The 26,079-nt window shown below is 70.8% G+C and carries 32 protein-coding genes; 19 read left to right on the forward strand and 13 right to left on the reverse strand.

Going from position 1 to position 26,079, the window contains the following annotated elements; all coding sequences use genetic code 11:
• Positions 1–61: 61 nt before the first annotated feature.
• Positions 62–433, reverse strand: a complete 372-nt coding sequence (locus OG844_RS24280) for a signal peptidase I (protein ID WP_406393030.1) — start codon at positions 431–433, stop codon at positions 62–64.
• 118 nt (positions 434–551) lie between these two features.
• Between OG844_RS24280 and OG844_RS24285 the strand changes: the two genes are divergently transcribed.
• The 3 genes from OG844_RS24285 (at position 552) to OG844_RS24295 (ending at position 1,821) form a co-directional block, all read left to right on the forward strand.
• Positions 552–1,061 carry a hypothetical protein gene (locus OG844_RS24285; RefSeq protein WP_406393031.1) on the forward strand — a complete coding sequence of 170 codons (510 nt, stop codon included), beginning with the start codon at positions 552–554 and terminating at the stop codon, positions 1,059–1,061.
• An 86-nt stretch (positions 1,062–1,147) separates the two neighbouring features.
• Positions 1,148–1,390 (forward strand): ribbon-helix-helix domain-containing protein, encoded by a 243-nt coding sequence (locus OG844_RS24290; RefSeq protein ID WP_406393033.1) that lies wholly within the window; start codon positions 1,148–1,150, stop codon positions 1,388–1,390.
• A complete protein-coding gene (locus tag OG844_RS24295; protein ID WP_351165349.1) occupies positions 1,387–1,821 on the forward strand; it encodes a PIN domain-containing protein in 435 nt (144 codons plus the stop codon). The genes OG844_RS24290 and OG844_RS24295 overlap by 4 nt, the downstream gene beginning before the upstream one ends.
• An 8-nt stretch (positions 1,822–1,829) precedes the next feature.
• On the opposite strand, the gene OG844_RS24300 is transcribed toward OG844_RS24295, so the two are convergent.
• A complete protein-coding gene (locus tag OG844_RS24300) occupies positions 1,830–1,997 on the reverse strand; it encodes a hypothetical protein (protein ID WP_406393035.1) in 168 nt (55 codons plus the stop codon).
• A gap of 16 nt (positions 1,998–2,013) precedes the next feature.
• On the reverse strand, positions 2,014–2,970 hold the full coding sequence (locus tag OG844_RS24305; protein WP_406393036.1) for an EamA family transporter: 957 nt from the start codon (positions 2,968–2,970) through the stop codon (positions 2,014–2,016).
• Between the two features lie 142 nt (positions 2,971–3,112).
• On the opposite strand from OG844_RS24305, the gene OG844_RS24310 reads away from it, so the two are divergent.
• Both OG844_RS24310 and OG844_RS24315 read left to right on the forward strand, forming a co-directional pair.
• A complete protein-coding gene (locus OG844_RS24310) occupies positions 3,113–4,009 on the forward strand; it encodes a LysR family transcriptional regulator (RefSeq protein WP_406393037.1) in 897 nt (298 codons plus the stop codon).
• A gap of 67 nt (positions 4,010–4,076) precedes the next feature.
• Positions 4,077–5,252: a serine hydrolase domain-containing protein gene (locus OG844_RS24315; RefSeq protein ID WP_406393039.1), complete on the forward strand. Its 1,176-nt coding sequence runs from the start codon at positions 4,077–4,079 to the stop codon at positions 5,250–5,252.
• A 127-nt stretch (positions 5,253–5,379) separates the two neighbouring features.
• Here the strand turns inward: OG844_RS24315 and OG844_RS24320 are convergent, their stop codons facing one another.
• Positions 5,380–7,200 (reverse strand): LCP family protein, encoded by a 1,821-nt coding sequence (locus OG844_RS24320; protein ID WP_406393040.1) that lies wholly within the window; start codon positions 7,198–7,200, stop codon positions 5,380–5,382.
• A gap of 436 nt (positions 7,201–7,636) precedes the next feature.
• Here OG844_RS24320 and OG844_RS24325 point away from each other — a divergent pair, with 436 nt between their 5' ends.
• The 8 genes from OG844_RS24325 to OG844_RS24360 all read left to right on the forward strand — a co-directional run bounded on the left by OG844_RS24325 (position 7,637) and on the right by OG844_RS24360 (position 15,011).
• On the forward strand, positions 7,637–9,136 hold the full coding sequence (locus OG844_RS24325) for a sensor histidine kinase (protein WP_406393041.1): 1,500 nt from the start codon (positions 7,637–7,639) through the stop codon (positions 9,134–9,136).
• Complete coding sequence (locus OG844_RS24330; protein WP_351165365.1) at positions 9,133–9,585, forward strand: roadblock/LC7 domain-containing protein; 453 nt, start codon at positions 9,133–9,135, stop codon at positions 9,583–9,585. The genes OG844_RS24325 and OG844_RS24330 overlap by 4 nt, the downstream gene beginning before the upstream one ends.
• Positions 9,582–9,953: a DUF742 domain-containing protein gene (locus OG844_RS24335; RefSeq protein WP_329208510.1), complete on the forward strand. Its 372-nt coding sequence runs from the start codon at positions 9,582–9,584 to the stop codon at positions 9,951–9,953. The genes OG844_RS24330 and OG844_RS24335 overlap by 4 nt, the downstream gene beginning before the upstream one ends.
• On the forward strand, positions 9,934–10,596 hold the full coding sequence (locus tag OG844_RS24340; protein ID WP_406393043.1) for a GTP-binding protein: 663 nt from the start codon (positions 9,934–9,936) through the stop codon (positions 10,594–10,596). Before OG844_RS24335 ends, OG844_RS24340 begins: the two co-directional genes overlap by 20 nt.
• On the forward strand, positions 10,593–11,828 hold the full coding sequence (locus OG844_RS24345) for a cytochrome P450 (protein ID WP_406393044.1): 1,236 nt from the start codon (positions 10,593–10,595) through the stop codon (positions 11,826–11,828). The genes OG844_RS24340 and OG844_RS24345 overlap by 4 nt, the downstream gene beginning before the upstream one ends.
• The gene (locus OG844_RS24350) at positions 11,825–13,033 is read left to right on the forward strand and encodes a cytochrome P450 (RefSeq protein WP_406393045.1); all 1,209 of its coding nucleotides are present in this window, start codon (positions 11,825–11,827) and stop codon (positions 13,031–13,033) included. Before OG844_RS24345 ends, OG844_RS24350 begins: the two co-directional genes overlap by 4 nt.
• Positions 13,034–13,130: 97 nt before the next feature.
• Positions 13,131–14,249 carry a phosphoserine transaminase gene (gene serC / locus OG844_RS24355; RefSeq protein WP_406393047.1) on the forward strand — a complete coding sequence of 373 codons (1,119 nt, stop codon included), beginning with the start codon at positions 13,131–13,133 and terminating at the stop codon, positions 14,247–14,249.
• Between the two features lie 150 nt (positions 14,250–14,399).
• Positions 14,400–15,011, forward strand: coding sequence for a Uma2 family endonuclease (locus OG844_RS24360; RefSeq protein ID WP_406393048.1), 612 nt, complete (start codon positions 14,400–14,402; stop codon positions 15,009–15,011).
• A gap of 9 nt (positions 15,012–15,020) precedes the next feature.
• On the opposite strand, the gene OG844_RS24365 is transcribed toward OG844_RS24360, so the two are convergent.
• From OG844_RS24365 to OG844_RS24385, 5 genes are all read right to left on the reverse strand, one after another.
• Positions 15,021–15,680: a class I SAM-dependent DNA methyltransferase gene (locus tag OG844_RS24365; protein WP_406393050.1), complete on the reverse strand. Its 660-nt coding sequence runs from the start codon at positions 15,678–15,680 to the stop codon at positions 15,021–15,023.
• A gap of 33 nt (positions 15,681–15,713) precedes the next feature.
• Entirely contained in the window at positions 15,714–16,337 is a 624-nt protein-coding gene (locus tag OG844_RS24370; protein ID WP_406393052.1) for a class I SAM-dependent methyltransferase, read from the reverse strand.
• A gap of 65 nt (positions 16,338–16,402) precedes the next feature.
• On the reverse strand, positions 16,403–16,939 hold the full coding sequence (locus OG844_RS24375) for a GNAT family N-acetyltransferase (RefSeq protein WP_406393053.1): 537 nt from the start codon (positions 16,937–16,939) through the stop codon (positions 16,403–16,405).
• A 34-nt stretch (positions 16,940–16,973) separates the two neighbouring features.
• Positions 16,974–17,804 carry an ABC transporter permease gene (locus OG844_RS24380; protein ID WP_406393055.1) on the reverse strand — a complete coding sequence of 277 codons (831 nt, stop codon included), beginning with the start codon at positions 17,802–17,804 and terminating at the stop codon, positions 16,974–16,976.
• Entirely contained in the window at positions 17,801–18,823 is a 1,023-nt protein-coding gene (locus OG844_RS24385; protein ID WP_406393056.1) for an ATP-binding cassette domain-containing protein, read from the reverse strand. The genes OG844_RS24380 and OG844_RS24385 overlap by 4 nt, the downstream gene beginning before the upstream one ends.
• 93 nt (positions 18,824–18,916) lie before the next feature.
• Here OG844_RS24385 and OG844_RS24390 point away from each other — a divergent pair, with 93 nt between their 5' ends.
• Together OG844_RS24390 and OG844_RS24395 are read left to right on the forward strand one after the other, a co-directional pair.
• Positions 18,917–19,699 carry a TetR/AcrR family transcriptional regulator gene (locus OG844_RS24390; RefSeq protein ID WP_406393058.1) on the forward strand — a complete coding sequence of 261 codons (783 nt, stop codon included), beginning with the start codon at positions 18,917–18,919 and terminating at the stop codon, positions 19,697–19,699.
• Between the two features lie 31 nt (positions 19,700–19,730).
• Positions 19,731–20,132 (forward strand): PPOX class F420-dependent oxidoreductase, encoded by a 402-nt coding sequence (locus tag OG844_RS24395; RefSeq protein WP_406393059.1) that lies wholly within the window; start codon positions 19,731–19,733, stop codon positions 20,130–20,132.
• Positions 20,133–20,153: 21 nt separating this feature from the next.
• On the opposite strand, the gene OG844_RS24400 is transcribed toward OG844_RS24395, so the two are convergent.
• Complete coding sequence (locus tag OG844_RS24400) at positions 20,154–21,155, reverse strand: WD40 repeat domain-containing protein (RefSeq protein ID WP_406393061.1); 1,002 nt, start codon at positions 21,153–21,155, stop codon at positions 20,154–20,156.
• Here OG844_RS24400 and OG844_RS24405 point away from each other — a divergent pair.
• The 4 genes from OG844_RS24405 (at position 21,154) to OG844_RS24420 (ending at position 23,585) form a co-directional block, all read left to right on the forward strand.
• The gene (locus tag OG844_RS24405; protein WP_406393062.1) at positions 21,154–21,912 is read left to right on the forward strand and encodes a GDSL-type esterase/lipase family protein; all 759 of its coding nucleotides are present in this window, start codon (positions 21,154–21,156) and stop codon (positions 21,910–21,912) included. The two genes, OG844_RS24400 and OG844_RS24405, sit on opposite strands and share 2 nt — an antisense overlap.
• A 97-nt stretch (positions 21,913–22,009) precedes the next feature.
• On the forward strand, positions 22,010–22,963 hold the full coding sequence (locus OG844_RS24410) for an endonuclease/exonuclease/phosphatase family protein (protein WP_406393063.1): 954 nt from the start codon (positions 22,010–22,012) through the stop codon (positions 22,961–22,963).
• A gap of 37 nt (positions 22,964–23,000) precedes the next feature.
• Positions 23,001–23,303 carry a type II toxin-antitoxin system Phd/YefM family antitoxin gene (locus OG844_RS24415; protein WP_406396235.1) on the forward strand — a complete coding sequence of 101 codons (303 nt, stop codon included), beginning with the start codon at positions 23,001–23,003 and terminating at the stop codon, positions 23,301–23,303.
• A gap of 3 nt (positions 23,304–23,306) precedes the next feature.
• On the forward strand, positions 23,307–23,585 hold the full coding sequence (locus OG844_RS24420; RefSeq protein ID WP_406393064.1) for a type II toxin-antitoxin system RelE/ParE family toxin: 279 nt from the start codon (positions 23,307–23,309) through the stop codon (positions 23,583–23,585).
• A 10-nt stretch (positions 23,586–23,595) separates the two neighbouring features.
• Here the strand turns inward: OG844_RS24420 and OG844_RS24425 are convergent, their stop codons facing one another.
• The 3 genes from OG844_RS24425 to OG844_RS24435 form a co-directional block, all read right to left on the reverse strand.
• Positions 23,596–24,237 carry a TetR/AcrR family transcriptional regulator gene (locus OG844_RS24425; protein ID WP_406393065.1) on the reverse strand — a complete coding sequence of 214 codons (642 nt, stop codon included), beginning with the start codon at positions 24,235–24,237 and terminating at the stop codon, positions 23,596–23,598.
• A gap of 184 nt (positions 24,238–24,421) precedes the next feature.
• On the reverse strand, positions 24,422–25,381 hold the full coding sequence (locus tag OG844_RS24430) for a hypothetical protein (protein ID WP_406393067.1): 960 nt from the start codon (positions 25,379–25,381) through the stop codon (positions 24,422–24,424).
• A 162-nt stretch (positions 25,382–25,543) separates the two neighbouring features.
• Positions 25,544–25,963, reverse strand: coding sequence for a hypothetical protein (locus tag OG844_RS24435; RefSeq protein WP_406393068.1), 420 nt, complete (start codon positions 25,961–25,963; stop codon positions 25,544–25,546).
• Positions 25,964–26,079 lie beyond the last annotated feature (116 nt).

Here is a 26,079-nt window from a genome sequence, read left to right on the forward strand (position 1 = left end):
TGTTTTTCCGCGGACCCGGTCCCGGGATCGGGTCCCGGATCCGGGAGGGCGCACGGGCGCGTCAGGTGCCCCCGTCCACCCGGTAGCCGGGGACGGACGGCCAGCGGACGGTCAGCACCACGGACTCCTCCTCCGCGTACCAGGAGTGGTCGACGCCCCGGCCCCAGACGACGTAGTCACCCTGCTGGGCGAGCACCGCGCTTCGCCCGGGAAGCTCCACGCGGAACCGGCCGCTGATGAGCACCAGCAGGGCCGTGCGCACCTCGTCGGTCACCCAGTGGGCCCGCTCGTCGCCGCGCGGGTGCACACCCCATTTGATCTCCAGGTCCTCACTTCGCCGGGGGTCGCCGGCGTCCTTGAAATGCCCGAGGATCCACCCATGGTCGAGTGCGGCGTCCCGGCCGGCGTTGCCCACGTACACGCTGTCGCTCATGGCCCCGGAACGTAGCCGACGGCCGAAAGGGCCGGACGCACGGGCCCGTCCGGTCTACCTTGGGCTTCGATGCGGGGACGCGGAACGGGGGCCGACGGTCTTGGAGCGGTCGGGTGGAGTGAGCCGGCGGGCATGGCTCGCGCTGGGTATCGGGGCCTGTGCCGCCGTCGCGGTCGGCGGCACCGTGTACGCCTTCGGCGGCCCGACACAGGCGCAACAGGACGCCGAGCGGGTGCTCACGGATGTGGTCCCGCTGCAGGAGCAGTTCGGCGAGGCGGGGCGGCTGTCGGACCCGCACTGGCTGGTGTACGACCCGGACGAGGCCGAGCGGAGCCGGGAGTTTCTGCCGAGCCCGGATGCGCGTTACCGGGTGGTGGGCGTCGCACGGCTGCCCGCCGGAACGGCGGCGTCGATCGTGGCGACGCCTGCGTACGCCTTCGCGCCCGCCGATCCGGTGGACGTGCCGGACGTGCTGACGGAGTTCCTGCCCGCGCAGGCGCGGTGGATGAGCAGTGCGGCCTTCGACCGGCGCCTGCTGGCTCCCGGCACGGGGGACGTCACCGGTGGCCGGTTCTTCCTCGACCCGTCGACGGACAGCCTGTATTTCGACGCGGTCGAACAGACGTAGGTCCGCGGCAGGACGGCCGGGCCGGCGGGCCACCGCCGGACGACGTGATCAGGTGCCCTACGTATGGCAGGTGGTAATCTGCGAGCATGATAAAGACGACGGTGTACCTCCCGGAGGATCTGGAAGTACGACTGGAAGCCGAGTCGTCCGCCACCGGGATCAGCAAGGCCGAGCTCATCAGGCGGGGCATCGCGCTGCTCCTCAAGAACGCCGAGCGCCCCAAGGGGACCCGGAGGCTTCCGGTCTTCGACAGCGGTCGCCCGCTGAGCCCCGAGGCGATGGACGACGCCGTCTACGAGCACATCAAGGAACGAGCGGCACGCCGTTGATCATCGTCGCCGACACGTCCGCTCTGTACGCCGCCTTCGATGCGGCGCAGCCTGAGCATTCCGAGGCTGCCGGGATCCTCGAGCACGAGAGGCTCGCCATCTCACCTCTCGTCGTCACCGAACTGGATCACCTGGTGCACCGGGATCTGGGCTTCCCGGCCGCGATGCAGGTGATGGAGGCGTTGAACTCCCGCATGGCTGACGGACAGTACAGGCTGGCCGAGCTGAAGCCCGCAGACCTCGGAGCAGCCCATCAGGTACGTCAGAAGTACGAGGGGCTGAGGCTGGATCTCGCGGACGCGGTGGGTGTCGTCCTCGCGGACCGGTACAGGACCGACCGCATCTTCACTCTCGACCAGCGGGACTTCCGGGCCATCACCCCTCTGACACCCGGTCTCACCGCGTTCCGAATCCTGCCCGTCGACGCCTGAGCCCGGGCCTACTCCATGCGGTCACCCTCGGCCTGCGAGGGTTCGGTCCGTGGAACGTCCGGGTGGACCTCGGCGGCCCGGCTGTTCTCGGCGGGTTCGTCGCGATCACCCTCGGCCTGCGAGGGAGTGTGCGCGTACAGCCCGTCGTACTCATCGGTTCCCTTCGCGGATCCCATGGGCGGGCCCCCTTCCTCAGCTCCCTTCCATGGTCCCTCTGCGCGACGCGGCGCGCACCGCACCCATGCTGGCGCCGATGACCAGGGCGATGGCCAGGGCGTCGGTCGTGGAGAGCGCCTGGTCGAGGATGAGGAAGCCCGCCGTGGCGGCGATGGCGGGTTCCAGGCTCATCAGGATCGCGAAGGTCGGGGCGGGCAGGCGGCGCAGGGCCATGAGTTCCAGGGTGTACGGGAGGACCGAGCTCAGCAGGGCCACGGCCGCGCCCAGGGCCAGCGTGGACGGCACCAGGAGTTTCGAGCCGGCCTCCATGATCCCGAGCGGGAGCGAGAGGACCGCCGCGACGACCATGGCCAGGGCCAGGCCGTCCGCCTGCGGGAAGCGGCGGCCGGTGCGTGCGCTGAAGACGATGTACGCCGCCCACATCGCGCCCGCCCCCAGGGCGTACGCCGCCCCGACCGGGTCCAGGCGGTCGAAGCCTCCGCCGCTCAGCAGGAAGACGCCGCACAGGGCCAGGCCCGCCCAGACGAAGTTGACCAGGCGGCGGGACGCGACGACGGAGAGCACCAGGGGACCCAGCACCTCGAGGGTGACGGCGGCGCCCAGGGGGATGCGGTCGGCGGCCTGGTAGAAGAGCGTGTTCATGCCGCCCATCGCGATGCCGAACGCCACGACCGTGCCCCAGTCCGCCCGGGAGTGCCCGCGCAGTTTCGGACGGCAGACGACGAGCAGGACGAGCGCGGCGGCTGCCAGGCGCAGTGTGACCACGCCGAGCGCGCCCGCCTTCGGCATCAGCAGGACCGCGACCGCCGCGCCGAACTGCACGGAGAGCCCGCCCGCGACCACCAGCGCGACCGGCCCCAGGGCCGCCCGGCGGGCGCCGGGGCGGCCGTGGCCGGGCTCGTCGAGCGCGGACACCGCCTCCGGCAGGGCGACGGCTGCGGCCGGCTCTGCGGCACTGCGCTGGTCGTTCACCTGGGAGACCTTTCGAAAGTTCAATGGAGTGCACTAACAGGTCCACAGTAAAGCACTGCCCGCGTAGGCCTCGCCCCTTCACCGTAGAGACGCGCGCGCCTCGCGTGAAATGCCGATTGCGCTCCCGTTATGCTCCCCACGCATGAGCACAGGACAGGGCAGTGGCGGGGCCGGCGGACGCGGAATCGAGCTCCGGCACCTCCGGGCCTTCCTCGCGATCGCGGAGGAGGGAAGCGTCACCCGGGCCGCCTCCAGGCTCCGGCTCACCCAGCCCGTCGTCTCCCGGACGCTCGCGGCCCTGGAGAAGCACCTGGGCGCCCGGCTCGTCGACCGGTCCACACACCATCTCGCCCTCACCGCCGAGGGTGTCCTCTTCAGGGACAAGGCCGCCGCCGCGGTCTGCGCCTTCGACGAGGCCGTCGACGCCGGACGGCTGCGCCACTGGCCGCTGCGGCTCGGGCACGCGTGGTCCGCGTTCGGCCGCTACACCACACCCCTGCTGCGGACCTGGCAGCAGCGCCACCCGCAGACCCCCCTCGAACTGCTGCGGATCGACGACCGTACGGCCGGTCTGACCCGTGGCGAGGTCGACGCGGCGCTCCTGCGCGGGCCGGTGGACGCGCCGGGGCTCGTCACCGAGCTGCTGTTCACCGAGGACCGGGTCGCGGCCGTCGCCGCCGACGGACCGCTCGCCGCCCGCCGGTCGCTGTCACTCACCGACCTGGCCGGCGGTGCCGTCGTCCTGAACACCGTCTCCGGCACCACCACGCTCGGCCTGTGGCCCCCGCACGCGCGGCCCGTCTCCACGCTCACCGTCGCCAACACCGACGACTGGCTCACCGCCATCGCCGCGGGACGCGGGGCCGGGGTCTCCGCCGCGTCCACCGCCGACATGCACCCCCACGCAGGGGTCGCGTACCGGCCGCTCGACGACGCCCCGCCGCTGCCCGTCCTGCTGGCACGGCGGGACGGTCCCGGCCACCCGGCCCTGCCCCACCTGGTCGCGCTCGCACGGGAAATCGTCGACCGCGGGGAATGAAGCCCCGGTGTGCGGCAGTTGGCTGCTGAGCACAGTCCAACCGAACCGATCACTCCGGGGGCACGTCATGTCGGACGAGGACTGGACCATAACCGTGCACGGCACGGTCGCGGACGGGTTCGAGAACGTACGGGAGGAGTTCGCCGCCGTACTCGCCGAGGACCACACCGAGCCGGGCAGCCAGCTCGCCGTTCACCACCACGGCCGCCGGGTGGTGGACCTGTGGGCAGGGGAGGGGATCGCCGGGGATTCGCTGCCCGCGGTGTACTCCTCCACCAAGGGCGCCGCGCACCTCGTCCTCGCCCTGCTCGTCCAGGACGGCGTCCTGGACCTGGACCGGACGGTCGCCTCGTACTGGCCGGAGTTCGCCGCCGAGGGCAAGGGCGAACTGACCCTGCACGAGCTGGTCTCGCACCGCTCCGGGGTGGTCTGGGCGGACGGCGGCCTCGGCGTCGCGGAGCTGGCCGACGACCGGATACTCGCCGAGCGGCTGGCGGGCCAGCGGCCGTTCTGGGAACCCGGAACGGCTTACGGCTACCACGCGCTGGTGATCGGCGCCCTCACCGGTGAGGTCGTGCGCAGGGCCACCGGGCAGTCGATCCAGGAACTGTTCGAGGAGCGGGTACGCGCCCCGTACGGGCTGGACTTCCACCTGGGGCTGCCCGAGGCGCTCGAACCGCGGTACGTGGCCATCCGGCCCGGCGTGCCCACGCCCGAGCAGGCCGCGGAGGCCGAGGCGAACCCGGTGGACCCGGAGGGTCTGATGGCGCTCGCGTTCGGCTGGACGTCGGACCCGCCGCTCGACCTGGTCGAATTCGCCGACACCCGTGCCGTGCGCGCCCTCGGCCAGGCCTCGGCGGGCGGGGTGGCGTCCGCGCGCGGGCTGGCCGGGATGTACGCGGCGGCGATCTCGGAGGTGGACGGCCGGGCGCCGCTGCTCAAGCCGGACATGGTGGCCGAGGTCGGCCGGGTGCGGTGGGCGGGCGACGACGTGGTGACCGGAGAGCCGAACCCCTTCACCGTCGGCTTCGAGGCGTCGCGGGTGCCCTACCCGTTCCTGGGCGAGGGGGCGTTCGGGCACGCGGGGGCCGCGGGGTCGCAGGCGTTCGCCGACCCGGTCCACGGTGTGGCCTACGGCTACACGCGTCGCCGGTTCGCGCTTCCGGGTGGAGCCGCGCCGGAGAACGAGCGGCTGGCCGCGGCGGTGATCCGGGCGGCGGACCGGGTACGGGTGCACGCGTAGCGCGGAGTGCGCGTGCGGTGCGCGGAGTGCGCGCGTGCCGGCCGGTCAGGTGTGGGCAAGGCCCCGACGGGCGGCCCGGTCCGACGCGCCGGATCCTTCCTCGAACGCCGGACGGGCCGCGGTGGGACTACTTGGCGCAGACCGCCTTGTCCGCCTGGACCTGCTGGATGTCCTTCGGGGCCTTCTGCGGGGCCGCGAGCGGGGTGCCCGCTTCCTTGAAGTCCGGGCCCAGCGTCAGCACCATCGGGTCCGTCGCGCCCGCGTCCGTCGTCGTCGGCTTCAGGGCCGAGGCCGACAGGCCCATCAGGTCGGCCAGCCGGCGTGCCTGGTCGGCCTGGTTGGGGGCGTAGACCAGCTGGGTCTTCGCCACCTTCTCGGGGGCGTTGGCCTGGTTGGCGGACTTGAGTACGCCCTCTTCGTTCTGCAGCCAGTCCAGCGCCTCCTGCGCGGAACCTGCCGGGGCTCCGCCGTTGAAGACGTCGACCCGCACATCCGCCGGGTCGGCCATCTCGCCCTTGAGCTTGGCGGCGTCCTCGGCCTTGGCCGCGGCCTTCTCCTGCTTCTCCACCGCGGTGAAGGAGACGTCCTCGCGCATCATCGAGAACACCTGCGGAGCCTTCGACTCGTCGAGGATCACGGTGGCCTTGTCGTCCGGGTTGTCCAGCACCGGCACCGTGGTGAAGGTGATGTTCTTCGGGTCGACCGAGGCCAGCTCCATGCCCAGTTTGCGCAGCTGGTTTATGTCGTCGATCTTGTCGTCGACGGTGAGCGCCTTGGTGGCCGCCTCGGCGAGGGTCCACATCTTGGTGGGGCTGGTCAGGGTGTCGTTGGACTTCAGCTTGCGCATGAGCGAACCGAGGAACTGCTGCTGGAGCTCGATACGGCTCAGGTCGCTGCCGAAGCCGACGGAGTACCGGGTGCGCAGGAAGGACAACGCCTCCTCGCCCTGAAGGGTGTGCTCGCCCTTCTTGAGGTTCAGGTGGGACTTCTCGTCCTTGATGTCCTTGGCGAGGCAGATGTCCACGCCGTCGACGGCGGTGGTCAGGGACTTGACCGCGTTGAAGTCGGCCACCATGAAGTGGTCGGCCTTCATGCCGGTGAGCTCGGTGACCGTGCGCATGGTGCAACTGGGCGTCCGGTCGGACTGCCCGAGGCTCGTGTTGAAGCGGGCTCCGTCGGCCCCGGTCCCGGGGATGTCCTTCGTCGAGCCGTCGGCCTGCTCCGTCGGGCAGTCCGGGATGGCCGTTATCAGGTCACGCGGGATGCTCAGCGCGGTGGCGTTCGTACGGTCCTTGGAGACGTGGAAGAGGATCGTCGTGTCGGCGTGGCCGACGCTCTCCTTGTCGCCGTAGCCCTCGTTCCCCGCACCGGTCCGCTTGTCGGTCCCGATCACCAGGATGTTGATGGGGCGGTCCTTGCTGAAGCCGCCGGTCCCGGCCCCGTCGCTGGAGACGGACGAGATGTTGCCGTTGAAGTGCTGGTACACGAGGTAACCCGCGGTACCGACGCCGACCAGCAGGAACGCCAGCACACCGCCCGTCCAGACCAGCGCCTTCTTCTTGCCGGACTTCTTCGGCTTCGGCCTGCGGCGTCCCGTCGACGGCCCGGCCGCCCGGCCCGCGGCGCGACCGCCGGGCTGCCGTGCGTCGTCCCGGTCCCCGCGGCCGGACCTGCGTCCGCCGCGCTGCCCGGGTACGGAGGTCCGCCCGTCGTCCGGCGGCGTCGCCGGGCCGGAACGGCGGCGCGGGGAGGGCGCGGCTGCGGCGCCTCCGGATGTACCGCCTCCGGATGTGCCGCTTCCGGATCTGCCGCTCCGGGGGGAAGCCTGTGCGGCTGATCGCCCTTTGGAGGGGGTCAGTCGCAGTTCGTAATCACCGGTGTCCGGGTTGAGTACCCACTGGTCTGCGGGGTCGATGCCCTCGTCCCGCCCACGGCCTTGCGCGTCCACGGTTGCCTGCGTCCTCCGTCGGGGCCCACGCGGCGCCTCCCCCTCAAGGCGCTCGGTGTGTCTTACGGCGGTGCGCCCGACCTCGCAGGTCGGGCTGCACCGGAGCGCTCACCCTAGCTCCCCGTTCGCCTGCGAGCGACGATCGTGACAAATCAAGCTCCCCGCAGGGGACATAACGCCACATTCACCACTCTTCCCCCGCCCGCCACACCGTTTCATCCGGCGAGCGGGATCGGGAGCGCTCGGGCGAGGCACCTTCCGGGTCAGATTTCAAACAGAAGTGACCACAAGGAATCCCCAAACAACTCGTCAATTCTCCTATAGTTGCCGTGACTTGATCAGGAACAATCAGCTCCAGTTGTGGCCCTTTCACCACAGCCACACCGAAGCGTCCGTATTGTCCCTGCCCCCGAACCGTCCGCCCCGAGGACTCCGATTGCGCCCTTCACTCCGGCCAACCGCACTCGCCCTGCTGATCTCGGCAGCCGTCACCGGTTCCCTGTGCCTGTGGGCGGCCGCCGCCTCACCCACCTCGGTACGGACCCCCGTCATCTGGGGGGCGACCGCGGCTGCCGTGCTGCTGTGCGCCGCGGCGACCGTCACGGTCCGTACGCTCGCCACCGCGCGCAACCTGCGCGCCCTGCGGGCCGCCGACGCCGAACGCTTCACCGCCGAGACCTCCCGCCTCGTCTCGACCTCCGCATCGGAGGCCCAGCGCTTCACCGCGGAGACCGCCCGCATCAGAGCCGCGGCCGCCGCCGAGACCGCCCGGGTCACCAATGAGGCGCACGACCGGGTCGCCCGGGTCACCGCGGACGCCTCCGAGCAGAACGCCCGCCTCACCGCCGAGGCCGAGCGGCTCACCGCCCGTGCCCGGCGCAGTGAGACCGAGCGCTCGGCGGCGATCGCCGCCTGCGCCAACGCCGCCGGCCGGATGCAGGCCCTGGCCACGAGCATGCTGGCCGACCTGCGCGAGATGGAGCACCGCCACACCGCCGAGGACGTCCTCGGCGATCTGCTGCACCTGGACCACCGCACCGCCCAGGCGGGCCGTCTCGCCGACTCCATCGCCGTGCTCACCGGCGCGCGCTCCGGGCGCCGCTGGGCGAAGCCGATCGTCATGGAGTCGATCCTGCGCGGCTCGATGGGCCGGATCGGCAGCTACCAGCGCATCCGCCTGCACTCCACGAGTGACGTCGCGATCGCCGGCCACGCCGCCGAGGGCGTCATGCACGCACTCGCGGAACTCCTCGACAACGCGACCAACTTCTCGCCGCCCACGGCCGAGGTGCACGTGTACGTCGAGGAGGTCCCGGCCGGCATCGTCGTCACAGTCGAGGACAGCGGCCTGGTGATGAGCGACGTGCAGCTGCGCCGTGCGGAGCGTGCCGTGTCCGCCGAGAACCAGGACCTCACGGCCCTGTCCGGCACCCGGCTCGGCCTCGCCGTCGTCGGCCGGCTGGCCCGCAAGCACGGCCTCACCGTCTCCTTCCGGCCGTCCGCGCGCGGCGGCACCGGCGCGCTGATGATGCTGCCGCAGGAGCTCATCTCCCGTACGCCCTTGCCCGCACCGGCCTCCGTGCCCGCCGGCCGCCCGGAACCGGAGCCCGACCACGCGACGGCGTCGACGCCGTCCGCCGCCCCCGCGGCGGACGCGCGGGACCAGGGCTCCCCCAGGCCCGTACCCGGGTCCTCGACGGATTCCGATTCCGAATCCACCGGTGCAGTCCCCCAGTTCGGTGACAGCGGCCTGCCCAAGCGCCGACGTGGCCGTACCCTGGCCGCCGCCGAATCCCGTACCGGCAATGCCACCCCCGGCGGAGCCGATTCCCCCAGGCCCCGTACCACCGACCCGAAGGTCCAGGCAGCACGCTTCAGCACCTTCAGCCAGGCGGTACGAGCCAACTCCCCGCACCCGGAAGGCAACACCCGATGACCGCGACCACCGACGAGAAGCTCAACTGGCTGCTGGAGGGGCTGCTCGACCGCACGCCCGGCGCCCGGCACGCCCTCGTCCTGTCCCGGGACGGCCTCAAGCTGTGCCGTACCCCCGAGCTCTCCGTCGACCAGGCCGACCAGCTGGCCGCGATCTCCGCCGGTATCCAGAGCCTGTCGCACGGAGCGTCCATCGAGTTCGGTGACGGCACGGGTGGCGTGCGGTCCGCGATGGCCGAGTTCTACGGCGGTGTGCTGTTCATCGTCGAGGCGGGCGCCGGCGCCCATCTCGCGGTCGTGGCCGCCGAGGACTCCGATGTCGGCCTCGTCGGCCACAACATGAGCGAACTCGTCGAGCAGCTCGGCGAGTACCTCGTCGCCCCGCCCCGCACCCCCGCAGAAGTGGTGGACGACGCAGCGGCCACGGCCGCGGAAACCGCGGACGTATGACGTCGGCGCCGCGCCCCCGCCCCGGACGCGACGACGACCCGGACCGGCTGTACACCCTCACCGGTGGCCGCAGCCGGTCCGACTCGGCCGCGTTCGACCTCGTGACGCTCGTGGTCGCCGAGTGCGACCCGAACCCCGGTATGCAGTCGGAGCACGTCGCGATCCTGCGGATGTGCCGGCGCCCCACCGCGGTCGTCGAAATCTCGGCAACCCTGAATCTGCCCGTCAGCATCGTCCGCATCATGCTCTGCGACCTGCTCGACACCGGCCGGATCAGCGCCCGCCATCCCCGTACTGCCCGTGTCGAGGACCGGCTCCCCGACACCGACACCCTGGAACAGGTGCTCGTTGGACTCCGCAACCTCTGACCGTGCCGCCCTGCAGGCGACAGCCGACAACGGACTGAAGATCGTCGTTGTGGGCGGCTTCGGGGTCGGCAAGACCACCATGGTCCGTTCGGTGAGCGAGATCCGTCCGCTCAACACCGAAGAGACCATGACCCGCGCGGGCGAGGCCGTCGACCACCTCGACGGTGTGCAGTCCAAGACGTCCACCACGGTCGCCTTCGACTTCGGCCGGATCACGCTCGACGCGCGCTCGGTCCTCTATCTCTTCGGCGCGCCCGGGCAGGAACGCTTCTGGTTCCTGTGGGACCGCCTCTTCTCCGGGACCCTGGGTGCCGTCGTGCTCGTCGACACCCGGCGGCTCGCCGACTCCTGGTACGCGATCGACCGGCTGGAGCACCACGGCACGCCGTTCATCGTCGCGTGCAACGACTTCGGCGGCCCGCTCCACACCGAGCAGCAGATCCGCGAGGCGCTGGACCTCTCCCCCGACGTTCCGCTCGTCGAGTGCGACGCCCGGGACCGGTCCTCCAGCAAGTACGTCCTGATCACGCTCGTCGAGCACCTCCACGCACTCTCCGTCGCCCGTTCCCGGACCGCCGAGGCGGCCCTGGCAGGAAGCACGGCCTCGGCGGCGCCCGCAAAGACCCCGGAGCCCACGCAGTGACCCAGTGCCCCGTGTCCCATGGTTCCGTCCCGCTGTCCGGAGAGCGGTTCCAGACCGATCCCGTGCGGCTGTACCGGGACATGCGGCGCGACCACGGCGCCGTGGCGCCGGTCGTGCTCGACGGCGACGTACCCGCCTGGCTGATCCTCGGCTACCGCGAGCTGCACCAGGTCACCACCGACCCGGTGCTCTTCAGCCGGGACTCCGACCTGTGGAACCAGTGGGACAACATCCCCGACACCTGGCCCCTGCTCCCGATGATCGGCCGCAAGCAGCCCTCGATCCTCTACACGGTCGGCGAACGGCACAGCGTCCGGGCCGCGATGATCAGCAACGCGCTGGAGGGCGTCGACCCGTTCGAGCTGAAGCGGTACGCGGAGGAGTTCGCCGACGGCCTCATCGACCGGTTCTGCTCCACCGGCCGGACCGACATCATCGCCGAGTACGCCATGCTGCTGCCCGCCCTGATCCTCACGAAGCTCTACGGCTTCGGCAACGAGGTCGGCTTCGCCCTCGTCGGCGCGCTCAACGACATGATCGACGGGCGTGAGCGGGCCCTCGCCGGCCAGCAGCTCCTCGGCGCGTCCATGTTCCAGCTCCTGGCCGACAAGCACGCCGAGCCCGGCGACGACGTCGCGACCAGGATGCTGAACGACCCCGGCGGCTTCACCGACGAGGAGGTCGCCCAGGACCTCATGGTCATGATGGCGGCGGGCCACCAGGCGACCGCCGACTGGATGGGCAACTCGCTGCGGCTGATGCTGACCGACGACCGCTTCGCCGCTTCGCTGTCCGGCGGACGTCACAGCGTCGCCGAGGCCATGAACGAAGTGCTCTGGGAGGACACCCCCACCCAGAACGTGGCAGGCCGCTGGGCCTCCCGCGACACCCACCTCGGCGGACGTCACATCCGCTCCGGTGACCTGCTGATCCTCGGCATCGCCGCCGCGAACGGCGACCCGCAGGTGCGCACCGACGGCTCCACGCTCACCGGCGGCAACAACGCGTTCCTCTCCTTCGGGCACGGGGAGCACCGCTGCCCCTTCCCCGCGCAGGAAACGGCCGAGGTCATCGCCCGTACGGGGATCGAGGTGCTCCTGGACCGGCTTCCGGACGTGGACCTCGCCGTCCCCGCGGACCAGCTCACCCGGCGCCCGTCCCCGTGGCTGCGTGGGCTGACGGACCTGCCGGTGCAGTTCACGCCCACTCCCGCCCTTGGAGGCCAGAAATGACCCGGATCGTCCTCGATCCCTTTGTCGCCGACCTCGATTCGGAGAGCTCGGCACTGCGCGCCGCCGGACCGCTGGCCGAGGTGGAGCTGCCCGGCGGGGTGCACTGCTACGCGGTGACGCATCACGCCGAGGCGCGCCAGCTGCTCACCGACAGCCGGGTGGTCAAGGACATCAACGTCTGGAACGCGTGGCAGCGCGGCGAGATACCGATGGACTGGCCGCTGATCGGTCTCGCCAACCCGGGCCGCTCGATGCTCACGGTGGACGGCACCGAGCACCGCAGGCTGCGTGCTCTCGTCGCGCAGGCCCTGACCGTGAAGCGGGTGGAGCGGCTGCGGGCGGGCATCGAGGCGCTGACGAACGCGAGTCTGGACCGGCTGGCCGCACTGCCGAAGGGTGAGCCTGTCGACCTGAAGGCGGAGTTCGCCTACCCCCTGCCGATGAACGTCATCAGCGAGCTGATGGGCGTGGACGCGGCCGACCACCCCCGGCTCAAGGAGCTGTTCGAGAAGTTCTTCTCGACGCAGACGCCGCCGGAGGAGGTCCCGCAGATGATGGCGGACCTCGGCGCCCTGTTCACGAAGATCGTCGACGACAAGCGGACGAACCCGGGCGACGATCTGACGAGCGCCCTGATCGCGGCCTCCGAGGAGGGCGACCACCTCACCAACGAGGAGATCGTCAACACCCTGCAGCTGATCATCGCGGCCGGTCACGAGACCACGATCAGCCTGGTCGTCAACGTCGTCGAGGCGCTCCAGACGCACCCCGAGCAGCGCAAGCGGGTGCTGAGCGGGGAGATCCCGTGGGAGAACGTGATCGAGGAGACCCTGCGCTGGAACACACCCACGTCGCACGTCCTGATCCGGTTCGCCACGGAGGACGTCCAGGTCGGCGACAAGGTGCTGCCCAAGGGCGAGGCGCTGATCGTCTCCTTCGGCGCGCTGGGCCGGGACGAGAAGCAGTACGGGCCGACCGCGGGGGACTTCGACGCCACCCGCTCCCCGAACCGCCACATCGCCTTCGGCCACGGCCCGCACGTCTGCCCGGGTGCGGCGCTGTCCCGGCTGGAGGCCGGGGTGGCACTCCCGGCGCTGTACGAGCGCTTCCCCGACCTGGACCTCGCGGTACCGGCCTCGGAGCTCCGCAACAAGCCCATCGTGACCCAGAACGACCTGTTCGAGCTCCCGGTCGACCTGGGCTGATCTTCCCCACCGCATCGGCCGTCGACGGGCCGGAGCGTGCGTCTCATCCGACGGACACGGTCCCTGGCCGTGTCCCCGAGGGACTACGCTCCGGACCGTGGCCGATATCCAGATTCCCGCTGACATCAAGCCCGCCGACGGACGTTTCGGCGCCGGACCCTCCAAGGTGCGGACGGAGGCGGTCGACGCGCTTGCCGCCACCGGCACCTCTCTGCTCGGTACGTCCCATCGCCAGGCCCCGGTCAAGAACCTGGTCGGCGAGGTACGTGACGGCGTACGCAGCCTCTTCTCCCTCCCCGAGGGGTACGAGGTCATCCTGGGCAACGGCGGCTCCACCGCCTTCTGGGACGTGGCGACGCACGGGCTCATCGAGAACAAGTCCCAGCACCTGAACTTCGGCGAGTTCTCGTCGAAGTTCGCGAAGGCGGCCAAGCTCGCCCCGTGGCTGGCCGACCCCACCGTCATCGCCTCCGACCCGGGCACGCACCCGGACCCGAAGGCCGAGGCGGGCGTCGACGTCTACGCCTTCACCCACAACGAGACCTCCACCGGTGTCGCCGCGCCGGTCAAGCGGGTCGCGGGCGCCGACGAGGGTTCACTCGTCCTGGTGGACGCCACCTCCGGTGCGGGCGGCCTGCCGGTCGACATCACCGAGACGGACGTCTACTACTTCGCCCCGCAGAAGTCCTTCGCCTCCGACGGCGGTCTGTGGATCGGTGTGTTCTCCCCGGCCGCTCTGGAGCGCGCCGCCCGGATCCACGCCTCCGGCCGGCACATCCCGGAGTTCTTCTCGCTGCCCACGGCGATCGACAACTCCCTGAAGAACCAGACGTACAACACCCCGGCGCTCGCCACCCTCTTCCTGCTGAACGAGCAGCTGAAGTGGATGAACACCCAGGGCGGCCTGGACTTCACCACCGGCCGCACGGCCGCCTCCTCACAGAACCTGTACGGCTGGGCCGAGGAGTCCAAGTACGCGGCCCCGTTCGTCACCGACCCCGCGAAGCGCTCGCAGGTCATCGGCACGATCGACTTCGACGACGAGATCGACGCGGCGGCGGTCGCCAAGGTGCTGCGCGCCAACGGGATCGTCGACACGGAGCCGTACCGCAAGCTGGGCCGCAACCAGCTGCGCGTGGCGATGTTCCCGGCGATCGACCCGGCGGACGTCCAGGCACTGACGGCCTGCATCGACTACGTGATCGAGAAGCTGTAGCGGTTACGCGTACGGAAACGGCCTGCACACGTGATGAGTGCAGGGCCGTTTCTGCTTCACTCGACCGGGTGACGCACCGCCTGCGGGACGAACCGGGGCGCACCGCCCTACGATGATGGTCTCGACACCAGCCATTCCAGGAGGCCCGCAATGTCTGCAGCAGCAGTCGAGCACCCCTGTGACGATGAGCCGGAACCCATGCTCGTGACGGCGAACCACCTCATGGGGCACCTTCCGGGTTATCGCGTCGAGATCATCGGAGGCGTCATCACCGTGGCCCCACCCCCGGACGGCCCGCACGCCAATGCGCTGACCACACTCATGATCCCCTTCCTGGCCGCAGGTCTCCACGGCGACGAGGCCCGGGTCCTCCAGGCGATCGGCCTGTGGCTGCCCGGCGGGCCCGAGGACTACGCCATTCCCGACCTGGCCGTCGTCGATGCCGATTACGACGAGCACGTGATCGAGAACAACTGCTACGACCCGGCGGTGTTCCGCCTCGTGCTGGAGGTGACCTCCAGCAACTACAAGAACGACCTGCGCAACAAGGTCGCCGCGTATGCCGAGGCCAATATCCCGGTCTATGTGATCGTCGACCGCAAGCACAGCCGGGTGCACGTCCTGACCGAGCCGGTCGGTGGCGAGTACAACAGCCACGAGGTGTACGCACCTGGCCGGGTGGCCGTGCTCCCCGACTCCATCGGCGCCAAGGTGACGCTCGACGTGGCGGAGCTGGTGGCGGCCGGCCGGCCCCGCGCGTAACACCTGTCGCTACCTGGGCTTGCGGGCCAGCAGGAAGGCCTGGGGAGTCGGCTCGGGGAAGGCACTCTCCTCGTCGATCTCCCGCACCGTCCGGGCCTTCATCGTCAGGCCGGCCGTGACCAACAGCTCCGCCATCTGCTCCGGTCGGCGACGGATGAAGTCGAGTTCGATGTCGCGCCCCCACGCATCCGTCCGGCGCACCACCTCCTCGCCTGCCTGGAACCCGAGCAGGAGGTGACCGCCGGGGGCGAGGACCCGGTAGAACTCGGCGAAGACCTGCGGCAGTTGCTCGTCCGGTACGTGGATCGTGGAGTACCAGGCCAGCAGCCCGCCCAGCCCGCCGTCCGGCAGGTCCAGATCGAGCATCGACCCTTCCTCGAACCGCAGATCCGGGTAGTGCCGCCGTGCCTCCGCGAGCATCCCCGGAGACAGGTCGATGCCGAACACATCGACACCCAGAGCGTGCAGATGCTCCGTCACCCGTCCGGTTCCGCAGCCCACGTCGGCCACGGGCCCACCGCCCTCGGCAGTGACGAGTTCAGCGAAGCCCGCCAGTACGGCTCGGTCGATGGGCTTGGCGGCGAGCTCGTCCTGGAAGTGTGCGGCGTATTCGTCGGCGAAGGCGTCGTACGACGCGCGGGTGGTCGTCAGGAAGGCGGGTTCGGTCATGGCCGGACACCCTACTCCGCGGGGTGACCGGCGTCAGGGTGACAGTGCGACGCCCAGCGAATCGGCACCCATCACCTTCGGGGCGCCCTTCTCGTAGAAGACGTCGAGTTCCATCACCTTGAATCCGGCGGTCGTCAGCAGGTCGACGATCGGCCGGGTGAGGTGGCAACCGCCGAAGATCCGTTGCTCCAGCGGATCGAGGCGTCGCTGCCACCGGCGGACGTTGTCGTCCGCCTCCGGGGCCAGCCCGTGCTCCACGAAGTGCAGTTCCCCGCCGGGTTCGAGGACGCGCCGCACCTCGCGCAGGGCGGCGGCGGCGTCGGGGATGGTGCACAGCGTCCAGGTGGACAGGGCGGCGTCGAAACTGCCGTCCTCGAACGGCAGCGACTGACCGTCCAGACCGGCGCGCCGCACGGGGACGCCCGACGCCTTGATGCGTTTGCCGGCGAGTTCCCACGCGACCGATGACGGCTCGACCGCGTCCACACCGGCGACGGCCTCCGGGTAGAAGGGAACGTTGTGGCCCGAGCCGAAGCCGATCTCGACGACGGTGCCGCTCAGGCCCTCGCAGACCCGTTGCCGCAGAGGTGCTGCTGTCTTCATCCCGCAGGCGACGTTGACGATCCTCGGCACGACCTGCTCCGTGTAGAAGCCCATCGTGACCTCCGTACCTCCTCTCCAGCATGGCACCGGAGCAGGCAGGACGCACCGACCCGGAGCGCTCACCCCGCCTGTTCGGCCTGCGGGGCGCCGCCGCCGGTGAGGTCCCTGTGCCAGCGCACCTCGCCGTCCTCCCACACGTCGGTCGGGGCGAGCCCCGCCGCGGTGGCCACCGCGGCCGATGCCGCGTGGCCGGGGTGGATGTGCGCGACAACGGTTCGGACGCCCTCGTCCCGCAGGTGCTCGACGAGTCCGGCCGCCGCCTCCTTCGCGTACCCCCGGCCCTGCCACGCGCCCCCGACCACCCAAGCGATCTCGGCCCGCGAACCGCGCACGGTCGCCTGTACGTAGCCGGCCAGGCAGCCGTCGGCACGCACCCGGAGCACCCAGTTCCACCACAGCTCGGCGGGGTCCGGGGAGCCGGCACTCTGGCGGGCGTAGCGGGCCCGCAGGGTGTCCGTGTCCTCCGGGGCACCGCCCGTGTACGTGTACAGGGCGGGGCCGGCGAGGACGGCGGTCATCTCGTCCGCGTGCGTGACATCGAGCGGCAGCGCGTCGAGTCGGCTGGTGGAGAAGGCTTCGGGCCCGTTGTCCGGCATGGGGCCCGACCCTACGCGGGCCCGTGCCGGCCGGTCAGCGGCTGAGCCGCTGGAACCTGCGTACGGCCAGCGGCAGGAACACCAGCGTGATCACGAGGGGCCACACCGTCGCCATCAGGAGCGCGTGCTCCTCGACCCATGTGCCCCCGCTCGCCACCGGGTTGCCGAACAGTTCCCGGGACGCGGTCACCGTCGAGGACACCGGGTTCCATGCGGCGACCGTGCCCAGCCAGCCGGGCATCAGCGAGGGTGCGACCAGGGCGCTGGAGATCATCGTGACGGGGAAGGCGACGGCGTACAGCCCGCCCGCCGACTCCGCGTTCGGGACGAGCAGGCCCAGCCAGACGCCCACCCAGATCAGGCTGAAGCGCAGCAGCAGGAGCAGTCCGAACGCGCCGACGGCCGCCGGCGGGCTGCCGCCCGCGCGCCAGCCGATGGCCAGTGCGGTGAGGGCGAGGATCGTCAGTTCGGCGCAGGCCACCACGAGGTCGGCGACCCCGCGTCCGGCGGAGACGGCGGACGGGGACATCGGCATCGACCGGAAACGGTCGATGACGCCCTTGCCGGAGTCGGTCACCACGGCCATCGCGGTGTTCATGAAGCCCATGGTCATGGTCGTGGCGAACATGCCCGGCATCAGGAACTCCCGGTAGTCGCCGCCGCCGGGCACCTTCATCGCGCTGCCGAAGACGTACCCGTACAGCAGGACGGACACGACGGGGAAGCCGAGTTGCCAGATGATCGCGACGGGCTGGCGCCGGTAGTGGGTGAGGCTGCGCCTCGTGACGTTCCAGGTGTCGACGAGCGCCCACAGGGCCCGGCTCCGCTCGGGGCCTGTGCGGACGGGCAGTTCGAGCGCGGTCATGCCGCGACCTCCATCTTCGTGCCGTTGGCGTTGCCGGCCCCGGTGTCCGCCTCTGCCCCGTGCCCCGTCAGGCGCAGGAACACGTCGTCCAGGCTGGGTCTGCGCAGCCCGATGTCCTCGACCGCGATCCCCTCGTCCTGGAGGGCCCGCGCCACTTCGGTCAGTGCGGCCACCCGGTCCGTGACCTGGGCGTGCACCCGGCGGTCCGCCTCGTCGGTCACGACCAGCCCGCCGCCTGCCACCCGGTCCACGGCCTTCACCACGGCCGGGATGTCGGCCGCCTCGGCGGCGACGACTTCGATCCGGTCGCCGCCGACCCGGTTCTTCAGCCCGTCCGGGGTGTCGTCGGCGATGGACCGGCCCCGGTCGATGACGGTGATGTGCGAGGCGAGCTTGTCGGCCTCGTCCAGGTACTGCGTGGTCAGCAGGACCGTCGTACCGCCGGCCACCATCGCCCGTACCGCGTCCCACACCTCGCCCCGGCTGCGCGGGTCGAGCCCGGTCGTCGGCTCGTCCAGGAACAGCACCGTGGGCGCGAGGATCATCGAGGCGGCCAGATCGAGTCGCCGCCGCATGCCGCCGCTGTAGGCCTTGACGCCCTGGTCGGCGGCGTCCACGAGGTCGAACCGCTCCAGCAGTTCACCGGCCCGCTGCCGCGCCCCGGTCCCGCCCAGGTGGAAGAGGCGGCCGAACATCTCCAGGTTCTGCCGGCCCGTGAGCACCTCGTCAACGGCGGCGTACTGCCCGGTGAGCCCGATCCTGCTCCGTACGAGCCGGGGCTCGCGCGCCACGTCCAGGCCCGCGACCTCGGCCCGGCCCCCGTCGCACCGCAGGAGGGTGGCGAGCACCCTGACGGCGGTGGTCTTGCCGGCCCCGTTCGGTCCGAGCAGGCCGTGGACGGTGCCGGGGCGGACGGCCAGGTCGAAGCCGTCGAGCGCCCGTTTCTCCGCCACCCCCTTCTTCGCCCCGTAGCGCTTCACGACTCCTTCGGCCAGCACGGCGTATCCGGACGCGGACATGGCTCACTCCCCTCACCACACAGAACTGAGTACGGCGTACCCAGATGAGAGTACACCGTACTCAATTTCTGTCCAGGGGATTACCCTGAGCCCATGACGAAGAGCGGACCGACGGCTGCGGCAGACGGCACGACCACCGGAAGCGGCGACATCGGACGCAGCCTCGAGCTCCTGTGGGGCACCGGCGAACGCCCCAGCCGCGGCCCCAGGCCGGGCCTCACGCTCGACCGGATCGTCGCCACCGCCGTCGAGGTCGCCGACGCGGAGGGCCTCGCGGCCCTCTCGATGCGCCGGCTCTCCACGGAGCTCGGCACCGGCACGATGTCGCTCTACCGGTACGTCCCCGGCAAGGCCGAACTGCTCGACCTCATGCTCGACCGGGTCCTGGGCGAACCGCTCTCGGCGGACGCCTCACAGGTGCCGTCGGACTGGCGGGTGGCCGTCCAGGCGATGGCCCACACCTACCGGGCCAACCTCCGCACCCACCCCTGGCTCCTCAAGATCAACCAGGCCCGCACGGTCCTCGGCCCCAGCGCCCTGCGCGGCCTGGAGCTCGCCCTGACCGGACTCAGGGGGATGGGCCTGCGCGACCCCGAGCTGATCGGGGTGATCATCACGGTCAACAGCTTCGTCGAGGGCCTCGCCCGGACGGAGAACCACGCCACGGAGGCCGCCCGGCAGACGGGCCTCAGCGACGCCGCCTTCTGGGAGGGCCAGCGCCCCTACCTGGAACGCGCGATGCTCAGCGGCGAGTACCCGCACATGGCCGCACTGTCCGAGGACGCGTTCGGGGCCGACTTCGACCACTTCGCGTTCGGCCTCGGCCGCCTCATCGACGGCTTCGAAGTCCTCGTGGAGCAGCGCGCACGCGGATGACACGGCGCCCGATCCGTGGACCATGGGACGTATGGACACGATCCACGAGCTGGAGCCCTTCGTGAAGCAGTACACGGTCCTGCTGAGCAGCCGCCGGCCGGACGGATCGCTCGCCCGTACACCCGTCAGCATCGCCGTCGAGGGCGACCACGCCTACATCCGTACGTTCTCCTCGGCGTGGAAGGTCGACCGGATGCGCAACCACCCGGTGGTGGAGATCGCCCCGTGCACCGTGCGGGGAGCGCCGACGGGACCGCCGATCAGCGCCTCGGCGCGCCTCCTGGCCCAGGGGTCGAAGGAGAACACCCACGCCGCCCGGACCCTCTCCCGCAAGTACCCGGCGCTGCACGGTGTGTTCGTCCCCCTCACCCACCGGCTGAAGAGGGACCGGACCCTGCACTACGAGCTCCGCCCGCTCCAGCCGGAGTACTGAACGGCCCGTCGCCCGCCCGTTCTATCCGCGCCGCCGCCTGAAGCCGAACACGGCCAGCGCGATGACCGCGAGCACCACGGCTCCCCCGGTCACGGTGCCCTTCCCGGTCCCGTCACCGGTCCCGCCGCCTCCCGCACCGGAGGAGGACGCCCCGCCGTCCCGGGAGGGCGCCTTGCTCCCGCCCCCACCGCTCCCGCCGCCCTCGACGTCGACCCGCACCACTTCGCTCTGCTCGCCCTCGGAGCCGAACATCATCGCCGAGCCGTCCGCCGTGTACGTCACCGACTCGGACTGTCCCTGGAGCGGCACGCTCACCGCGTGGTCGTCACCGAGCCTGCCCCCCTCGAAGGCGTACGCCCTGGTGCTGAAGTACGAGCGCAGGACCAGCTCCCGCCCGTCCGGCGAGAACGCCCCGTCCGTCACCCACGGCACCTCGCCGACCCGCCGGAACACGTTGGCCCCGCCGGTCGACAGCTTCGCGGGCCCTTCGTAGAGCCCGCCGCCGTCCTCGTTCTTCGACGCGATGTAGACCCTGCCCGTCTTCGGGTGGACCATCAGCGCCTCGGCGTTGCGGGCCCCGTCGGCGTACTTCACGTCGAACTGGGTGGCCCGCACGGTGGCGTCCGCGAGCCGCTTCGGCTCGGGGAAGCGGTAGATCCAGACGTGGTCCCACGACCCGTCGAGGTTGTCGCCGATGTCACCGACGTACAGGTTCCCGTCCGGCCCGAGCGAGATCGCCTCCACGTCGCGGGGTGCCCCCACCCCCTGCATGGTGATCCTCGCGACGGTCTTCCCGGTCCGGGAGTCGACGGCGTAGACGTACGGGCCGTCCTCGCTGTCGTTGTGCGTCCAGTAGATGCCCGGGTGGGCGCGGCTGGCGGCGAGGCCGCTGGACTCGGTGATCCGGGAGTCCTCGATCGTGAAGGTCCGATCGGCCCCGTCCCCGTCGTCCGCCACAGCGGGCGCCGCACCCGTGAGGAACAGGAGGGTGGCGGCGGCGGAAACAGTCAGCAGCGATCTCATGGCACAAGTGTCCACTGTCACGTCGCAGGCGGGAGCGGTGATCCGCGATGATGTCGCCATGCGTTTTCTCTTCGTCGGTGACTCGATGACCATCGGCAGCGCCGGCGACTTCACCTGGCGCTACCGCATGTGGCAGCACCTCGAAGCGACCCTCGGCGCCGACGGCTACGCGATCACCGGTCCGCGCACCGAGCTGTACGACATCGCGGCGAACGCCCCGCACTCCTGCGCATACGGCGATCCGGCCTTCCCCGCCGACGCCCGGCGGCACCTGGCCGGCTGGGGCGAGGGCTGGCTCCACATGGCCCCGGTCATCGGCGACACGGTCACGGCGACCCGCGCCGACGTCCTGCTCGTCTCCCTGGGCCTGATAGACCTCGGCTTCTACACGGACAGCGACCAGACGGCCCTGAACGTACGGGAGTTCATTGCCGCGGCCCGCGCGGCGAACCCGAACATCAAGATGGTCCTGCTCCCCGTGATACCGAACATACGGGCGGAGTCGGACGCGACCTTCGCCGCCGAGTGCGACCGCTTCAACCTGCTCATCGGGAAGGCCGTCGCCGACCTGGACAACCCGTCGTCCCCGATCCTGCTGGCCTCGCACCCGGAGGGCTACGACATCCACACGGACACGTACGACGGCACCCACCCCGGACCCACCGGCGAGCACAGGCTGGCCGGAGCCTTCGCGGACGCGATGCACCAGGCCTGGGGCGTGGGCGGACCGTACGCGGGAGCCCTGGCCTCGGCGTGAGCCCGCCGGAACCGCGGCCGGTGATCATGACGTCGTACCGTGCGACGCCGTGCCGTGCGGCCACAGCGTCAGGGCTATCGACGGAACCGGGCAGGCGATGACGAAGCCGGTGAGCAGCAGGACCCCATGGAGCCGGCAGCGGGGGCGGGTCCTCGGGCTGCTCGCCGTCCTGGTCGCCCTCCTCCTGGTCTTCCCCTCCGTGGTCCCCCAGCTGCCCGGCCACGCGGGCAGCCTCCTCGAAACGTTCCTGCCCTGGCTGGGCCTGGCCGTCCCCGTCCTGCTCGTCCTGGCCCTGCTGCGCCGTTCGTACGTCGCCCTGGCCGCGCTGCTGCTGCCGGCCGTCGCGTGGGGCGCGGTCTTCGGCGGACTGCTGTTCTCCGGTCACGACCCCGGGGACGACGCGATCACGGCGCTCCAGCACAACGTCAGCGACGTGAACCAGGACCCTTCCGGCACCGCACGCGCGCTGCTCGGGGCCCGGCCCGACCTCATCGCCCTGGAGGAGCTGACGCCGTCCGCGCTTCCGGCATTCCATGCGGTCCTGGAGGCGGACTACCCGCACCACACGACCCGGGGCACGATCGGGCTCTGGTCGAAGTACCCCCTGTCCGACGTACGCCGGGTGGACATCAAGCCGAAGACCGTCGGCGACGGCTGGGACCGGGGGCTGCGGGCGACGGCCACGACGCCTCGGGGCAGGGTCGCCGTGTACGTCGCCCACCTGCCTTCGGTCCGGCTGGGCCTGAGCGGCTTCGGTTCCGGGTGGCGGGACGAGAGTGCCGTGCTCCTCGGCAGGGCCGTCGCCGCCGAGCCGCTGGACCGGGTGATCCTCCTCGGAGACCTCAACAGCACGCTGGACGACCGGGGTCTGGAGCCGGTCACCTCGCGGATGAGGCGGCCGGACACGGACTTCGCGTTCAGCTGGCCCGCGAAGCTTCCCCTGGCGCGGATCGACCAGATCCTGACCCGGTCCGCCGAGGTCACCGAGCTCCGGTCACTGCCCGCGACGGGGAGCGACCACCTGCCGATCGCCGCGCGCATCAGGTTCTGACTCGCCCCGCGCCGAAAGGTCCGGACTCGTGGACCAGATGTACATCTGTTACTTTGAATACATGAGCGAACCGGTTACGGAGTCCATGGCGGAAGTCCGTAGGCACCTCGCGGACGTGATAGACCGAGCTCGCCGCGACGCCACGCCGACCATCATCACGCGACGCGGAAAGAGCGAAGCGGTACTGGTCGACATCGACGAATACCGCCGCCTGCGCGAGGCTGCGGATCGGCTCGAGGACGCATGGTTGAACCGGCTCGCGGACGAAGCCGAGGCCGAGGGCACCGAAGGCTCACTCTCCTTGGAGGAGATGGCCGCACTCATCCGCTCGGCACCCTGACCCATGGGGTACGTCACGCGCTTCACACCTCACGCGCAGCGGGATCTGCTCAAGATCACTCGCCAGGACGCCTTGCGCATCCTCATGCGCCTCAGTGACCTCCAGAAGGCCCTTGATGCCGGAGACACCAGCGCCTTCGACCTCAAGGCCCTTCAAGGTCACCCGGGGCGGTGGCGACTGCGCATCGGCGAATACCGTGCCGTTTACACCGTCGAGAACGGGCAGCTGATCCTCTGGGTCCTGACGGTGGGCAATCGGCGCGAGGTCTACCGCGACCTCTGAGCAGCACGCACTACTCACCCGCCCCCTGGATCCCCAGCATCGCCAGCCCCAGCTCCGTCAGCTCCGCCGACACGTCCTCCGGCCGGGCCCTGCGGGGGCGGCGGCTGTGGTGGGCCATCAGTTCGTGGACCGTGCCGACCATCACCATCACCACCACCCGGTGGTCCCGCTCCTCCGCCTCGCCGCGCACCGCCGCCCGCTCGGCCTCGCCGGTCAGGAAGTCGGCCCACAGGTCCCGCCACCGCTTGCAGTGCTCGTCCACCGCGGGGCTCACCCCGAGCACCTCGACGAACGTCACCCGCGCCTCACGCAGGTCCCGGGTCACCGCGGTCACGTACGCGTCGAAGAGGATCCGGAACCGTTGCGCCACCGGACAGTCGTCCATGCCCTCCGAGAGCAGGGCACTCTCCGCCGCCCGCAGCCCGTTGGTCGTCACCTGGTTGTGCAGGGCGATCAGCACGCCCTCCCGGGAGCCGTACTCCTCCCAGAGCACCTCCTCCGGCACCCCGGCGACCTCGCACAGCGCCTGCTCCGACGTCTCCGCGTAGCCGTAGACGCCGAAGAGCTCCCGCCCCGCGTCGAGGAGCTGCCCACGCGCCCGTGTACGCGCTCTGTCGACCGTACCGGTCAGCTGATCCATCGAGACATCCATCACGGGTCCTCCTTCGTCTGCCACATCTCCGGCTGTCGCGGCGGCGGCTGAGCGGGGTCGCGAGCGCGGGAGAGGGCTTCGTCACCTCTCCATGGCGCCACCGCCATTCTTCTCACCCCACCGGCCGGGTGAGCCTTTCGCCGCGCCATTGCCGACTAAATCAGCTTAAGAACAGGGCCGTTGATCATACGTTCGAACTCGGGGGCGCAGCCGCGAAGCGTTCACGCCAGGGCTGCGGGTCCGGGATCGATTCCGCCCACACCCTCCGTGACGCCCACTCCTTCCGCGCCTGTTCCCGCCGGCACTCGCCGCAGTGCGTCTCGCCCTCCACCGACCGGAAGACGTGCTCATCACCGGGCCCGGCACAGGCGACGAGAGCAGCGACCGGCGGTACTGCCGCCCGCACTTCGGCCTGGGGACGCCCCTCCGGCATCTTGTGCACGAGCCGGTACCGCAGGAAACCGACCGCCGACCGCACTCCGCCCTGGGGCAGTTCACTGGTCAGCACCTGCCGCAGCTGCGCGGCGGTGATCCCGCGCAGCAGCCACTTCGCGGCCAGCCCTGCGAGAGCCCTGGCCTCCCTGACGCCGAGGTACAGCTCCCGGCGTACGTGCCGCAGCGAGAGCAACACGCTTTCCCCCTCCGCCACTTCCGGTGACTCCGGCCCCGGTTTCGGCTCCGGCTCCGCTTCGGTGGGTGGGTGGGGATAGTTCTTCTCTTGTTCTTCATCTACCGGTAGTTGGCGACCGACCGTCCGATCCGCCGGCACACCGACCATCGGAGGCTGCGCAGCCGGAGGCTCCTCGTCGGGATCACCTACTGCGCAGAGCCCGGACGCCTCCTCCGGGGTGAGCGGAACGTTGGACAGCAGCTGCGCCGTGCTCCAGAGCCCGCGCACACCCTGCTCCCGCTTCTCGTGCAGGAAGCCGTGCACGACCAGCAGTTCCTTGGATTTCTGGTACGCCCGACCCGTGATCCCGAGCTGCCGCGCGAGCTCGCTCAGCGGCTTCTCGGCCTGCTCGTCGGGAAGGCCCTGCACGTAGAGGAGAAGGATCTTCGCGTCGCTGGTGAGACGCGGATGGCGCACGACATCGTGCGCAGCCTTCGTGAAGCGCCGGGAGGGCGCGATAGCATGCCGGATCATCTCGGTGACCGTTCCACTCGTAGGTGAAGGCCCTCGGGCTGGTGTTCACAGCACCGCCGGGGGCCGCCCTGCGCACGCGTGCGCACAGAGCGTAATGACACGATCACGTTACTGCAGGGCGCGAATGGCTCGTACGCATATGCCGCGGGCACGTATTTTCGATCAACCACCCTTCAGGGCAAGGCCCGCCAGTTCGTGCAGCAGCCCGGCATCCACGAACGGCGCCTCCCGGGTGGGCAGGGACCTCCAGTCCAGCGGCCACGTCCGCCCGTCCAGCGCGGGCACCCCGACGAACGCGTCGCACCGCACGCCCCGCCCCATCAACCGCACCCCGGCCGGCCACCCGTACGCGGCTCCACTTTGCGGCGGCAACAGGAAGTACATGCGCCGCTCCCCGATCCCGGACCGCACGATCGGGCCCGCCCGGAAGTCCGTGAACTGCATCAGCTCGTAGGCCACTTGCTCGCCCAGCAACCCGGCGATGCGTACGGCGTCGAAGTGGACGCCCGTGAGCCGGAGCGCGTGCCCCCGCGCGGGAACCCAGGAAGGCACCGGGCCGATCGGTGAACTTTTCTGTTCCATGGGAAAAGCCTGACCGTCGGCACGTACCGTGACCAGCACCGCAGAACGACTGTGCACTTCTGTGCACTTGGGGGGTGGAGCTGTGCACTCCGGTGAACAAGGAAGCGGTAACGCTG

It is taken from the genome of Streptomyces sp. NBC_00887, from assembly GCF_045207585.1.